A 14,020-nucleotide genomic window follows, 5' to 3' on the forward strand; every position below is an offset into this window, starting at 1 on the left:
AACAGACATGAGCGATAACATCAGCAACAAGGCTGCCATCGTTGGCCTTGGCGCCACCGAATTTTCCAAGAACTCCGGCCGAACCGAGCTGCGCCTGGCGATGGAAGCCACTCTGGCTGCGCTGGAAGATGCCGGTATCGATCCGTCCGAAGTGGATGGCTTCAGCAGCTACTCCGTGGACAAGGTGCCCGAGTACGAGATCGCCCGCCTGCTGGGTTGCAAGGACGTGAAGTTCTTCTCTCAGATCCCGCATGGTGGCGGTGCCGCCTGTGCGCCGATCATGCACGCGGCCATGGCCGTGGCCACCGGTGTCGCCAAGACCGTGGTGGTCTACCGTGCCATGAACGAGCGTTCCTGGTACCGCTTTGGCACCGGCAGCTACGGCTTTGCCGACACCCCGATCTTCGAGAACGTGAACTACGGCTGGTACATGCCGCACGGTTTTCATACCCCGGCGGCCTGGGTCGGCATGTTTGCCCAGCGTTATATGCACACCTACGGCGCTACCTCGGAAGATTTCGGCCGTGTGGCGGTGGCAGTGCGTGATTTCGCGGCCACCAACCCCAACGCCTTCTTCTACGAAAAGCCGATCACGCTGGAAGACCACCAGAACTCACGCTGGATCTGTGAGCCGCTGCACCTGCTGGACTGCTGTCAGGAATCCGACGGCGCCGTGGCCATGGTGATCACCAGCGCCGAGCGTGCCAGAGACATGAAGCAGAAGCCGGTCATGATCAAGGCCGGCTCCCAGGGCATCGCCGATGGCCAGCAGATCATGACCTCCTACTACCGAGAAGACATCACCGGCCTGCCGGAGATGGGTGTCGTTGCCCGTGAGCTGTACCGTCAATCCGGCCTGACACCGGATGATATCCATACCGCGGTGATCTACGACCACTTCACGCCGTTCGTGCTGCCGCAGCTGGAAGAGTTCGGTTTTGCCAAGCGGGGCGAGGCCAAGGACTTTATCCGCGCCGGGCATCATGCCCGTGGCGGCAAGCTGCCGATCAACACCCACGGCGGTCAGCTGGGTGAAGCCTATATCCATGGCATGAACGGGGTGGCCGAGGGCGTGCGCCAGGTGCGCGGCAGCTCCGTCAACCAGGTGGATGATGTGGAAAACGTACTGGTCACCGCCGGCACTGGCGTGCCGACCAGCGGTCTGATTCTGAGCGCAAGCTAAGGAGGTCACATGTTTGTCGATCTGACACCCGAGCAGCGTGCGCTGCGAGTGAAAATCCGTGATTACTTCACCAGCCTGATGACCCCGGAGCTGCGCAGCTCCCTGCGCGGCAAGGAAGGCGGTGACGAGTTCCGCAACACCATTCGCCAGATGGGCAAGGACGGCTGGCTGGCCGTGGGCTGGCCCAAGGAGCATGGCGGTCAGGGCTATGCCGCTACCGAGCAGCTGATCTTCTTTGAAGAAGCCAACATCGCCGGCGCACCGCTGCCGTTCGTGACGATCAGCACCGTGGGACCTGCCTTGATGGAATTCGGTACCGAACTGCAAAAGGAAAAGTTCCTGCCGGGGATCGCCAATGGCGAGATCAACTTTGCCATCGGCTACTCCGAGCCGGATGCCGGCTCCGATCTGGCCATGCTCAAGACCAGCGCCCGTGTGGAAGCGGACCACTTTGTCGTCAACGGCAACAAGCTCTGGACCTCCGGTGCGGAGTCGGCCGACTATGTCTGGCTGGCGGCACGTACCGATCCGGATCTGCCCCGTCACAAGGGCGTATCGATCCTGATCGTGGATACTCAGGATCCGGGTTTCTCCCATACGGTCATCCCGACCTGTTCCAACCCGACCGCGGCGACCTACTATGACAACGTCAAGGTGCCCCGCGACATGCTGGTGGGCGAACTGAATGGCGGCTGGAAGCTGATTACCTCCCAGCTCAACCATGAGCGCCTGGGGCTTGGCTCCTGGTCCGACAAGGTGGTGGGGCTGTTCAAGCGTGTCTACCTCTGGGCCAAGACAAAAGATGAGAACGGACGCTGTGCCATGGACAAGGCCTGGGTGCGCTCCGCTTTGGCGGAATGTTACTCGCGTCTGGAAGCGATGCGGCTGATCAATTTCCGCATTGCGGCTGACCTGGAAGCGGGGCAGATGGATGTGGCGCTGGCGTCCATCACCAAGGTATACGGTTCGGAGTCGGCCATCGAAATTCTGCGCCGTTTGGTGGACGTGGTGGGTGCCAACGGTATGATCCGTGAAGGCTCTGCGGCTTCCCTGTTAATGGGCGAGCTGGAATACGAGGTGCGTGCATCAGTCACCTTGACCTTCGGTGGCGGCACCAACGAGATTCAGCGTGAGTTGATCGCCCAGTTCGGTCTGGGCATGCCACGCGGTCGCTGAGCCTGCACGAGGAGATAACAACAATGAGTGCAATTGAAACCTTTCGCGCCGAGACCCGCGCCTGGCTGGAGGCCAACTGTCCCGAGTCGCTGCGCGGTCCGGCGGCAGCCGGTGAGCTGGTCTGGGGCGGCTCCAGCGTCGAGTTCGCGACTGAAGATCAGCGCCTCTGGTTTGAGCGCATGCGTGACAAGGGCTGGTTCTGCCCGGACTGGCCCACGGCCTATGGCGGTGGTGGCCTGAGTCCCGAAGAGGACGCGGTACTGCAGCAGGAGCTGAAGCGCCTCAAGTGCCGCCCGCCGCAGATCAATCTGGGGATCTGGATGCTGGGGCCGGTGCTGCTGGAGTTCGGCACCGAGGAACAGAAACAGCGTTTGCTGACGCCCATGGCGCGCGGTGAGGTGCGCTGGTGTCAGGGCTTCAGCGAACCCAACGCGGGCTCCGATCTGGCCAATATCCGCACCGCAGCGGTCGATGCGGGCGATCATTTCGTGGTCAACGGCAGCAAAATCTGGACCTCCTACGGCGACAAGTCCGACTGGATGTACTGTCTGGTGCGCACTGACAACAGCAGCGGCAAGAAGCAGGAAGGCATCAGCCTGGTGGTGCTGGACATGCATGCCGAAGGCGTGGAAGCGCGCCCGATCGACCTGATCAGCGGCAAGTCCACTTTCTGCGAAGTGTTCTTCGACAATGTGAAGGTTCCCAAGGAAAACCTGATCGGGCCACTGAATGGCGGCTGGACACTGGCCAAGCGGCTGCTGCAACACGAGCGCAGTGCCATGTCCAAGTTTGGCGAATTCAGCCTGCCGACCCATTTTGACCTGATGAGCATTCTGGGTGACTACCTGCCACAGGCCGAGACTCCGTCGGATATTGCCCTGCGTGCCCGGGCGCAGGCCGCGGCACTGGATGAGCACGCCTACAACCTGACCGTGCAGCGCATGGGCCAGCAGGCACGTGCCGGTCAGGATGTGAGCGGCATTGCTGCCATCATGAAGCTGGTGCACAGCGAGCAGGAAAAGCAGAAGTTTGAACTGCTGGTGGATGTGATGGGGCATCGCGCCCTGGGCTGGGATGGCGACGAATTCAGTGAACAGGAGCTGGCGATCAGCAAGGCCTGGCTGCTCAGCTACACCCAGACCATTGCGGGTGGTTCGTCTGAAGTGCAGCTGAACGTGATTGCCAAGCGGGTGCTGAACCTGCCGGATGCCCCCAAAGGAGGTGCCAAATGAGCCTGATCTACAACGAAGAGCAGCGCATGCTGCTGGACACGGCGCAGGAGTTCTTTGCCGAACGCAGCCCCGTTGCATCACTGCGCGCACTGCGTGACAGCGGCGATGAGCTGGGCTTTGAACCGGCAGTCTGGCAGGAGATGACCGAGTTGGGCTGGAGTGCCATCCCTTTTCCCGAAAGCCTCGGCGGTCTTGAGTTCGGGTATACCGGCATGGGGGCCGTATTCGAGTCGGCGGGGCGTCATCTGAGTGCCTCGCCGCTGCTCTCGTCCATCGTGCTCTGCGGCTCCATTCTGGAGCTGGGGGGCAGCGAAGCGCAGCAGTCCCGATGGCTGGCCGAACTGATTGCAGGCAGCAAACGCCTGGCGCTGGCGGTGGATGAGGGCGCCCGTCATGATCCTGCCCGCATCAGCCTGAGTGCCGTGCGTACCGATACCGGTTTTCAGCTGGATGGGGACAAGGTAATGGTCGTCGACGGCTTGCAGGCCGACGGCTGGATCGTCGCGGCACGCACCGGTGAGGCCGATGATGCCCTGAGCCTGTTCATCGTGCCAGCAGGTACGCCGGGCGTTGAGCTTAAACGTCAGAACCTGATCGACTCGCGCAACACGGCTCGCCTGTGCCTGCAGCATGTTCAGGTCGGACCGGAGCAGTTGATCGGTGAGCTGGACCGGGGGGCGCAGGTACTGGAGCAGGCGCTGGATCGGGGGCGAGCCTGTATCGCTGCCGAGCTGCAGGGGGCCTGTGAAGCACTGTTTCAGACCACGCTGGAATACCTGCGAACCCGTGTGCAGTTCGACGTGCCCATCGGCTCGTTCCAGGCGCTGCAGCACCGTGCGGCCTGGATGCATGTCGAGCTTGAACTGGCACGCTCCAGCCTGATGGCTGCACTGGACGCGATCGACTCCGGTAGTGATCAGGCACCGCGCCTGGTGAGTCTGGCCAAGTGGAAAGTGGGCCAGATGGCCGACAAGGTCAGCAGCGAGTCGATCCAGATGCACGGAGGCATCGGGGTGACCGACGAGCTGGACGTGGGCCTCTATTTCAAGCGGATTCGTGTCCTGCAGGCGCTGCTGGGTGATGCGGATTATCACCTTGAACGTGCAGCCTCCCTGCTGGACGCTGCCTGACCCTTTGGCAGGGGGCCTCCGCCCTCTGCCCATTCCCTTCCTCGAACGATGAATGCGCCCTGCGCGGTCCTGCGTATGTGCGCGGTGTAACCCATGAGAGATCGCGATGAAAATAAAAACAAAATTTCTCACCCTCTCGATAGTTCCCATGATGCTGGTGGTGCTGTCCGTCATGCTGGTGGTGCAGTGGCAACTGGAGACTCTGGAGCAGAGTGAGGTCGAGATTGTCCGTCAGGAAATGATCAAAACACGCCAGCAGGAGCTGCAGAACTATATCGACATGGCGATGGGTGCCATTCGTCCCCTGCAGCACCGTCTGGATATGCGGTACAACGAGAAGATCGCCCAGGCCAAGGAAGTGCTGAATGGCATGACTTTTGGCGAAAACGGCTTCGTGTATGGCTATGACCTGGATGGCAATATCGTCTTTCACTCCGGTAACCAGGAGATGGTCGGTAAATCGGTTATCGACCTTGAAGACCCCAATGGCGTGCCTTTTGTGCAGGAAATCATTGATACCGCGCTCGATGGGGGTGGCTTCGTGCGGTTTCACTGGCCACGCGAAGCAGGCGGTGAGCCATCGCCCCGACTGACCTACGCCAAGGAGATCGAAGTCTGGGGCTGGGTGATCGCCACGGGCTTCTACACGGACGATATCGATGCCGAAGTGGCCCGTCGCGAGGCGAGTATTGGCCATACCATCAACCAGATCATGATCTGGATTCTGCTCTCGGGGCTGGTGCTGGCGCTGCTGGTCAGTGCGGTCAATCTGCTGTTGTCGCGCCGTATTCTGGGGCCGCTGCAGCAGACCGCTCAGGCGCTGCTGGACATTGCCGAAGGAGAGGGCGACCTGACCCGGCGTCTGGCGGTACACAGCCGTGACGAAGTGGGTGATGTGGCGCGCGGTTTTAACGGATTCGTGGAGAAAATCCATCAACTGGTACAGGAAGTACAACATGCCGTTGCTTCGTTGAGTCGTTCCACAGAATCCATGACCGAGGTGGTCAGTCAGACCCAGTCGGATACCTGGCGTCAGCGGGAAAACACCGGCCGCACGGCGAATGCGATCAAGGAGATGGTCACGGCCGTGCAGGAGGTGGCGACCAGTGCAGCTCAGGCGGCCGAAGCGGCACAGCGGGCTGATACTGATGCCCGAGGTGGCGACAGAGTAGTGTCCGAAACCATCGAGTCGATCAACCGCCTTGCGGACGATGTGCACCGCTCGGCCGAGGTGATTCTGAAGCTGGGGCAGGATGCCGACAACATCGGCAGCGTCGTCTCGGTGATCAGCGATATTGCGGAGCAGACCAACCTGCTGGCACTGAACGCGGCCATTGAAGCGGCCCGGGCGGGGGATCAGGGACGTGGCTTTTCCGTGGTGGCTGATGAGGTACGCACCCTGGCCAGCCGCACTCAGCAGAGCACTGACGAGATTCAGCAGATGATCGAACGGCTGCAGAGTGGCGCGCGCGAAGCGGTGAACGTAATGGGCAACAGCCGTGAGCAGAGCAGTGCAACGACCGAGCGCGCAGCGGATGCCAGCCAGTCACTGCAACACATTACGACCTCGGTGGCGACCATCAACGAGATGAACACCCAGATCGCCGGTGCTGCCGAGCAACAGACGGCGGTGGCTGCCGAAATCGAAAGCAGCGTGAACCAGGTGGCGGAAATTGCCGACAAGGCCGAGCAGAACGCCCAGGTGTTGGCCGACACCACTCAGGGAATGAGCGAACTGGAGCAGCGGCTGAGCAAGCTGGTGATGGCGTTCAAGGTGTGAGGGTCGGTCAAGCAAGGTTCGCAATATCAAACCCGGCCTATTGGCCGGGTAGTGCAGCTGATCTTTGAGACAGGGAGCATTTCTTTACGGCGGTGTAAAGCGGTCGCCGATACAATGGTCAAATACCACTTTCATCGCTCGGAAGTCGCAGGTTGCCGAGTCGATGCTTGCCTTGAGCCAGAGGTCGGGTTCCACACTTTCCCAGTCAACTTCAAACCCTGCATTGATAATGATGAAATCACACCACATGCGCATGATTCGACCATTTCCCTCCCTGAATGGGTGAATCATGTTCAGGTCTCCGCAGGATTCAGCCATATTGCAAACCAGTTCTTCGCGAGAACAGTTTGACAGCCAGTCCTGGTGTTCAAGTGCATGGAACAGCTTGTCAGCTTCGGGCTTGATTCGGCTGACGGTACAGAAGCGAGTCGAACCTTTGGATATGTCCGTTGTGCGTATTTTGCCTGCCCATGTGTATACGTCAGAAAACAGGCATTCGTGCAGATTTTGTAGAAAGGTCAGATCCTAGGGTGGGCTTTTGAACTCAATTTTTTCACTGGCAATAGTGGTCAGGTCCCGTTCCGCTTGCTCCAAAGCGATTGCGTCCACTATGCCCAGCTTGTTGCTCAGTACCTGTGTTCCCGGAATGCAGTAAGGGTCATCCCCTGTGCCGTACTTTTCCAATATCAGCTCGCGGCCTTGGGTGTGTGATGACGAATGGCTTCCGCTTTGGATGTGGGGGCCTGATCCGTTTGAGTCATATCGAACCCTTCAAGACGCAGGCTCGCCTTGTAATTGCGGCGTCGTACCCTGGAAAAATAGGCAGCTTTGACAGCATGGGCATCTTGTTTCACGGTTTACTCCGTTTTCAGCGTTAATTGCCTGCCATTCAGTATAGCAAGTGTCTGTTGGGCACCATACTCGACCTTGCCCTTGGCATCATGCCATAGAAAAACCTCGGTTCCCAAGTGCCGCCTCAGGCGGTGTTCTGGCGTGTACTCCAGAAAAAAGAGCAGGGCCCGAAGGCCCTGTCATCAAAGCGTGATTGCTGCTTTCATCCCGGTTTTCAGGGCCCCTTCGATATAGGCCACTTCGTTGCCGTCACCGATGTTGATCACTTCGATGCCCTGCTGGGCCAGTGACTGACTGAAGCCTGGGTTGGGTTCGGCGCCAATGGCGAGAACGACAGAGTCGGCCGTGATCTCCTGAGCCGTGCCGTCGGCATCGATGTACTGGACGCTCTTTTTGCCGATGCCCTGTACTTGAACGTTTTTCTGCAGGCTGACCTGATGCGTGTCCAGGTTATGCAGCACTTTCCAGCGGCGCACGATCGACAGTTCGGCCCCCAAGTCCGGGCCGGGTTCGAGGACCTGCACCTTGCGGCCGCGCTCGACCAGGAACTCGGCCAGCTCCAGTCCGACCAGGCCGCCCCCGATGATGACCACGTTTTTGCCCAGCGGCATCCAGAGTTTGGACAGGCTCTGCATCGCTTCTGTGCTGTCCGTGACACCGACCAGTGAACCTGATTTCATCATCATGCGCTGGGTGACGCTGAGCTTGCGCTTGGCAATCTCATCGCCTTCACCGGTCATCAGCTTGCGCAGCTCGTCCCCTGACCAGACGTGTTTCTGGTCGGCACCCAGGATATCCGGCGCGTTGCGGCTGGCACCAACGGCTACGATCACCTGATCGGGTTGCAGTGCCTTAATCAGGGCGTCGTCAGCGCTGGTGTTGAGCCGCACATCTATCGGCAGGTCACGCACCTGCTTGATCAGGTAATCCAGCAGCGGCCCGTTCTCGGGGTAGGCCAGCGCGGCGAAGAAGAGGGTGCCACCCAGTCGACCGCTGCGCTCCACCAGCGTGACCTGATGACCGCGCAGGGCACTGACACGGGCGGCTTCCAGTCCGGCAGGGCCGCCGCCTACGACCAGCACTTTCCTGGGGCTGTCGCTGGCGATCAGCTGCAGTTCGGATTCGTGACCGGTCTGCGGGTTGACGGCACATTTGACGCGCTCGTTAACGAAAATCTGGCTGACACAGGCATAACAGTAGATGCAGGGAAGCACATCGGCTGCACGATTGTCTCTCAGCTTGTTGGGCAGTTCGGGGTCGGCAAGCAGCTTGCGGCCCATGGCCACGAAGTCGCACTTGCCCTCGGCAACTGCCTTGTCGGCAACATCCGGGTCGATACGTCCTGCTGCGGTGACCGGAATATCCAACGCCTTGCGCATGTGGGCGGCCCAGTCGAGGAACATGGCCCGGGTTTGTGGAATCGGGGCTTTGGTGAAGGCGTTACCGCTGCTCAGGTTGGCATAGGCCGACACGCTGACCAGATCGATACCTGCTTCCTGCGCCATCTGAGCGGTGCGGGTGGCGTCCTCAAGGCTGATCCCGCCGGGCAGGTCCAGCTCGATGGCATCCATACGCATCCAGACCGGGAAGTCTCGACCTACCCGCTCACGCACGGCGTGGATCACTTCCAGCAACAGGCGGGCGCGGTTTTCCAGCGGGCCGCCATATTCGTCGTCACGCCGGTTGTAATAGGGCGAGAGAAAACCGGCAATGATATAGGTGTGGCCGGCATGGATTTCGACCCCGTCAAAGCCGGCTTTTTTCGCGCGCTCCGCCGCATCGGCGAACCAGGTGACCATCTGCCGGATATCGTCCTTGTCCATCACACGGATGCGCACGCCGGATTTTTCCCGGCCCTTGGATGAGCTGATGAAGCGGCCCAACTCCGACTGGGTCAGCGAGGCAAACATGTCGGTATTGGCAGCCGGGGGCATTGAGGGCACCCAGAGCTCACGCCCTTCGGCCAGGTCGCGTACCGAGGTCTTGCCTGCATGCTGAAGCTGCATGGCGATCCTGGCGCCGTGCCTGTGCACTCGGTCGGTCAGCTGCTTGAGTCCGGGAATGAAATCGTCAGACGAAACGCCGACCTGAAACGGCTCGGCGGTACCGGCCGGATAAGCGATGGAACACACGCCCATGGTGAGCATGCCTGCACCACCCTTGGCACGGGCTTCATAGAACGCCTGAATACGCTCGCCACAGGTGCCATCCTGCTCGGCGTAGTTGGAGCCCATCGGGGCCATCAGAATGCGGTTCTTCAGCTCCATTGAGCCAATTTTGCCGGGTATGAAAAGATGCTGAAACGCGGCCATGGAGTTACTCCTGAATGAACATTGAGTGTGCAGTGACAGGGGACATGGCTTCAACCCTGTTGCAGGAAATCAAGGCAGGTGCGGTTGAACAGGTCAGTATGCTCGACCTGAACCCAGTGGCCGCAGCGGTTCAACATCAGAAAACGTGCCTCGGGTGCCTTGTCGAGAAACTTGAACACGCCTTCGACCGGGTTGAACCGGTCATTGTTGCCCCAGAAACCCAGGATCGGGCAGGTCAGCTCACTCAGGCGCTTGGTCATGTTGGGCACCATCATGGTCGAGAACAGGTTGGCCGGCTGAGTGACGGCCACTGCGGCGCGCTCTGCCAGCAGCTCGTCTTCGAGTTGAGAGGCGTCAAACAGCTGAAGCTGCATTACCTGACGCATCTCTTCCACCCCCATGGGGCCCTGACCATAGACTTCCACCATGCGCTGGATGCCTTCCATCTGGAAATAGGTTTCCCGCTCTTCGACGCCACCGGGTGCCATCAGGACAAGACGATCAACGGTCGTTGGGTGTGTCAGGGCCTGTCCCAGTGCAATGGCTCCGCCCAGTGAGTTGCCCAGCAACGTGCAGCGTTCAATGCCGGTGGCCTGCAGGAACTGGTTCAGGCACTCGACAAAAAATTCCAGATTGTAGTGGGCGTCTTCCGGCTTGCTTGAGCGGCCAAAGCCGGGCAGGTCGAGCACGATATTGCGGTACCCGGCCTCGGTAAATACGGGATAGTTGGTTTTGAAGTTGCTGTAGCCACTGGCACCGGGTCCGCTGCCGTGCAGCCAGAGTACGACCGGGCCTTCACCCACGTCCAGGTAGTGCAGTGTCAGGCCATTTTCGAGTTGGGCGTAATGGCCGATTGGCAGAGGCAGGTCCTGATGATCCATAGTGTTCTCCTTATTATGGGGCGGTGCGCTGTGCACCACTGACAGATCGGGTTGTGAACATCCTCTTACCCGGCCATGCAAGCGGCATCGTCCATTCAGACCAGTGCAGGCGGGAGGCGGGTTAGTCTTGATGGACGATGTCGCCTCTTTTCCCCTCGTTGAATATGCATCACACAACAAGAACCGAAACAGGATGTGCCGGACGGCACAGTGGAGGCATGTGTGATGAAACATCAGGACCAGGTGGTTTTCGTAACCGGCGCCGGGCAGGGTATGGGTCAAGCGATCGTCAAACACTTTGCGGCGCAGGGTGCCAGGGTAGCTGCCGTGGACATCAATCAGGAGGCGGCCGAGCAGACGGCGGCAGCGGCGGAAGGTGAAGTGATCGCCATCGCCTGTGATATCGCCAACAGCGAATCGGTCAAGGGTGCGATGACACAGGTGAAAGAGGCGTTCGGGCGTCTTGATGTGGTCGTCAACAATGCCGGTACCGGTGCCGTGGATGAGTTTCTGAACACGCCGGATGAAAACTGGGACCGAGTCATCGGTGTGAACCTCAAGGGCACCTTCCTGTGCTGCCGTGAAGGAGCACGCCTGATGCTGGAAAACGGCGGAGGGGCCATCATCAACGTGTCCAGCTCTGCAGCCGTTTCAGGTGAAGGCCCGAGCCACTATGTCGCCTCCAAGGCCGGTGTTATGGGCCTGACCCGCAGCATCGCGCGTGAGCTGGCGCCCAATGGCATTCGCGTGAATACCCTGGTGCCGGGCGCCACCAATACGCCGATGATGCAGGGCATCCCCGAGGAGTGGATGGAGCAGATGATCAGTGCCATTCCGCTGGGCCGCATGGCCGAGCCGGAAGATGTGGCCAAGGTGGCGTCTTTCCTGGCCAGTGATGATGCCGGCTTTGTGACCGGACAAAACATCGCTGTTAACGGCGGCATGGTATTCATCTGAGGTGCGTATGGCTGAGATGACACTGGAACAGCGCATCGACCGCCTGGAGTCCACCGAAGCGATCCGCCAGCTGGCGGGCAAATATTCGTTGTCGCTGGACATGCGCGACCTGGATGCACATGTGAACCTCTTCGCCCCGGACATCCGTGTGGGGCGCGACAAGGTTGGCCGCGAGCATCTGAAGGCCTGGGTCGATACTACGCTGCGTGATCAGTTCACGGGCACGTCCCACCATGTCGGGCAGCACATTATCGAGTTTATCGACGAAGACCACGCGATCGGTGTGGTGTACTCGAAGAACGAACATGAGACAGGCCCCGAGTGGGTGATCATGCAGATGCTCTACTGGGACGATTACGAGCGCATCGACGGCCAGTGGTATTTCCGCCGCCGCCTGCCCTGTTACTGGTACGCAACCGACCTGAACAAACCGCCCATTGGCGACATGAAAATGCGCTGGCCGGGACGCGAGCCTTATGAGGGTACATTCCACGGGCTCTTTCCCTCATGGGGGCAGTTCTGGCGCGAACGGCCGGCACAGAATGCGTTGCCGCAAGTGGCTGAACCCGCACCGATGAATCGCTTTCTGCAAACCATGCGCGGCGACACGCCGGCGCCAAAAATCCGAGTGCGCTGACAGGCGCGTCCGGACAAACAACAAGAAGGAATGAGCGCATGAGTTCCAATCTTTCTGAAGCGTCTCCCGCGGTTGTGCCGCGTGAAGAGACTCAGCGCAAGCTGGATCGCCGCTCCCGGGCTGCAGGGCTGATCAAGCCGCTGGATCACTACACTCTGGCAGACCGGCTTGAGGAGCAGGCCCGCACATTGGGTGAGCATGCCTTTCTGATTTACGGCGATACACGGCTCAGCTATGCCGAAGTCAACCGCCGTGCTGACCGCGTGGCTCAGGCTGCACTGGCATGCGGGCTCAAGCCCGGTGATGTCTGCGCCATGGCGATGGAAAACCGCCCCGAGTTCTTTACCACCTGGTTTGGCCTGACCAAAATCGGTGTGGTGGTCGCTTTCATCAATACACAGATCAATGGTCATCCGCTGGTGCATGCGCTGGAAACGACTGATGCAAAAGCGGCCATCGTGGGTGAAGAGTGTGCCCACAACTTCGCCCAGACCCCCGGTATCCAGGTTCCCCTGTGGTTGCAGCCGGATGCGGAAAAGCCGGCAAGTGCTGCAGACCTGGACGGGCTATCGGATGCCTACATAAAGGCGCTGGAGCAGGCCCCCGATACACCGGTTGACCGCTCGTTGCGGGCGGATATTACATCCGAAACCCCAACGCTGCTGATCTTCACCTCCGGCACGACAGGGCTGCCCAAGGCGGCGATTTACAGCCACATGCGCTGGCTCTGCTCAGGTGACGTGATGGAGGTAACCATTGATGCGACGCCTGAAGACGTTTTCTATTGCTGTCTGCCGCTCTACCACGGTGCGGCCGCAACCTCAGTAACGTCCACGGCGCTGCGGGCGGGGTCCAGTATTCTGGTTCGCCGCAAGTTCAGTGTGAGCCGGTTCTGGCAGGATGTGCGCAACAACGGCGTGACCGTCTGCCAGTATATTGGAGAGATCTGCCGTTACCTGTTGAATCAGGATGCAGAGGCCGGTGAGCACCGCTTGCGCTGCATGATGGGGGCTGGTCTGACGGCCGAGTCCTGGCGCAAGTGGGTTGAGCGTTTTGGCCAGATGGATATCTACGAAGGCTGGGGCTCTACCGAAGCCAATACCAACCTGATCAACGTGGATAACCGCATTGGCTCCTGTGGTCGGGTGCCGGACTGGAACAAGACCAACTTCCGTCTGATCCGCTACGATATCGAAAACGACGCTCACCTGCGCGACGCAAACGGGTTCTGCATCCAGTGCGAACCGGGTGAGGTCGGCGAGGGCATTGGCATGATCATCAACCACCCTGAAATCGGCGGTGGTCGCTTTGAGGGCTATACCAACCCGGAAGCGAGCGAGAAAAAGATTCTGCGCGATGTCTTCAGTGAAGGCGATGCCTGGTGGAGTTCCGGCGATCTGCTGCGCTATGACGAAGACGGCTATTTCTACTTTGTAGACCGGGTGGGCGACACCTTCCGCTGGAAGAGTGAGAACGTGTCCACACAGGAGGTTGCCAGTGCGCTGGCAGACTTCAAGGGTGCTGAGCTGATCAACATCTACGGGGTACAGGTGCCTCAACACGAAGGGCGTGCCGGCATGGCGGCTATCGTCATGCAGGAGGGGCAGAGCTTTGACCCCGAGGCCTTTTACGAGCTGACCGAGGCCCGTATTCCGCGCTATGCCGCGCCCCAGTTTGTACGGGTGAGCAAGGCAGCGGATATGACCACCACCTTCAAGCTGCGCAAGGTCGATCTGCAGCGTCAGGGCTACAGCCCCGAGCATTGTGCTGATCCGCTTTACGTGCGTGACGAGAAAGCGGGTACTTATCGCCCCTACTCGCCGGAAGCGCTGGCCGATGCGGGCCTGCCACCGTTTGAATATCACTGATCGCGTCAGGAG

General features: G+C 60.0%; 12 protein-coding genes. 8 read left to right on the forward strand and 4 right to left on the reverse strand.

Annotated features, from left to right (window positions below; genetic code table 11):
• The first annotated feature begins 7 nt into the window (after positions 1–7).
• The 5 genes from H9C73_RS01870 (at position 8) to H9C73_RS01890 (ending at position 6,501) form a co-directional block, all read left to right on the forward strand.
• Positions 8–1,183 carry a lipid-transfer protein gene (locus H9C73_RS01870; RefSeq protein WP_209286084.1) on the forward strand — a complete coding sequence of 392 codons (1,176 nt, stop codon included), beginning with the start codon at positions 8–10 and terminating at the stop codon, positions 1,181–1,183.
• 9 nt (positions 1,184–1,192) lie between these two features.
• Positions 1,193–2,359 (forward strand): acyl-CoA dehydrogenase family protein, encoded by a 1,167-nt coding sequence (locus tag H9C73_RS01875; RefSeq protein WP_209286085.1) that lies wholly within the window; start codon positions 1,193–1,195, stop codon positions 2,357–2,359.
• A 23-nt stretch (positions 2,360–2,382) separates the two neighbouring features.
• A complete protein-coding gene (locus H9C73_RS01880; protein WP_209286086.1) occupies positions 2,383–3,591 on the forward strand; it encodes an acyl-CoA dehydrogenase family protein in 1,209 nt (402 codons plus the stop codon).
• Positions 3,588–4,721: an acyl-CoA dehydrogenase family protein gene (locus tag H9C73_RS01885; protein WP_209286087.1), complete on the forward strand. Its 1,134-nt coding sequence runs from the start codon at positions 3,588–3,590 to the stop codon at positions 4,719–4,721. The genes H9C73_RS01880 and H9C73_RS01885 overlap by 4 nt, the downstream gene beginning before the upstream one ends.
• A 106-nt stretch (positions 4,722–4,827) precedes the next feature.
• Positions 4,828–6,501 carry a methyl-accepting chemotaxis protein gene (locus tag H9C73_RS01890; protein WP_236014025.1) on the forward strand — a complete coding sequence of 558 codons (1,674 nt, stop codon included), beginning with the start codon at positions 4,828–4,830 and terminating at the stop codon, positions 6,499–6,501.
• Positions 6,502–6,585: 84 nt separating this feature from the next.
• On the opposite strand, the gene H9C73_RS16195 is transcribed toward H9C73_RS01890, so the two are convergent.
• From H9C73_RS16195 to H9C73_RS01910, 4 genes are all read right to left on the reverse strand, one after another.
• A complete protein-coding gene (locus tag H9C73_RS16195; protein ID WP_209286165.1) occupies positions 6,586–7,023 on the reverse strand; it encodes a Fic/DOC family protein in 438 nt (145 codons plus the stop codon).
• A 164-nt stretch (positions 7,024–7,187) separates the two neighbouring features.
• Complete coding sequence (locus H9C73_RS16000; protein ID WP_209286088.1) at positions 7,188–7,355, reverse strand: YhfG family protein; 168 nt, start codon at positions 7,353–7,355, stop codon at positions 7,188–7,190.
• Between the two features lie 180 nt (positions 7,356–7,535).
• Complete coding sequence (locus tag H9C73_RS01905) at positions 7,536–9,665, reverse strand: NAD(P)/FAD-dependent oxidoreductase (RefSeq protein ID WP_209286089.1); 2,130 nt, start codon at positions 9,663–9,665, stop codon at positions 7,536–7,538.
• 50 nt (positions 9,666–9,715) lie between these two features.
• Positions 9,716–10,546: an alpha/beta fold hydrolase gene (locus H9C73_RS01910; RefSeq protein WP_209286090.1), complete on the reverse strand. Its 831-nt coding sequence runs from the start codon at positions 10,544–10,546 to the stop codon at positions 9,716–9,718.
• A gap of 225 nt (positions 10,547–10,771) precedes the next feature.
• On the opposite strand from H9C73_RS01910, the gene H9C73_RS01915 reads away from it, so the two are divergent.
• The 3 genes from H9C73_RS01915 to H9C73_RS01925 are packed head-to-tail and all read left to right on the forward strand — an operon-like array spanning position 10,772 to position 14,008.
• Positions 10,772–11,503, forward strand: a complete 732-nt coding sequence (locus H9C73_RS01915) for an SDR family NAD(P)-dependent oxidoreductase (protein ID WP_209286091.1) — start codon at positions 10,772–10,774, stop codon at positions 11,501–11,503.
• Between the two features lie 7 nt (positions 11,504–11,510).
• On the forward strand, positions 11,511–12,140 hold the full coding sequence (locus tag H9C73_RS01920) for a nuclear transport factor 2 family protein (protein WP_209286092.1): 630 nt from the start codon (positions 11,511–11,513) through the stop codon (positions 12,138–12,140).
• A gap of 38 nt (positions 12,141–12,178) precedes the next feature.
• Positions 12,179–14,008, forward strand: a complete 1,830-nt coding sequence (locus H9C73_RS01925) for a long-chain-acyl-CoA synthetase (RefSeq protein ID WP_209286093.1) — start codon at positions 12,179–12,181, stop codon at positions 14,006–14,008.
• Positions 14,009–14,020: the final 12 nt, after the last annotated feature.

The sequence above is a fragment of the Marinobacterium alkalitolerans genome, assembly GCF_017776525.1.
GTDB lineage: Bacteria > Pseudomonadota > Gammaproteobacteria > Pseudomonadales > Balneatricaceae > Marinobacterium > Marinobacterium alkalitolerans.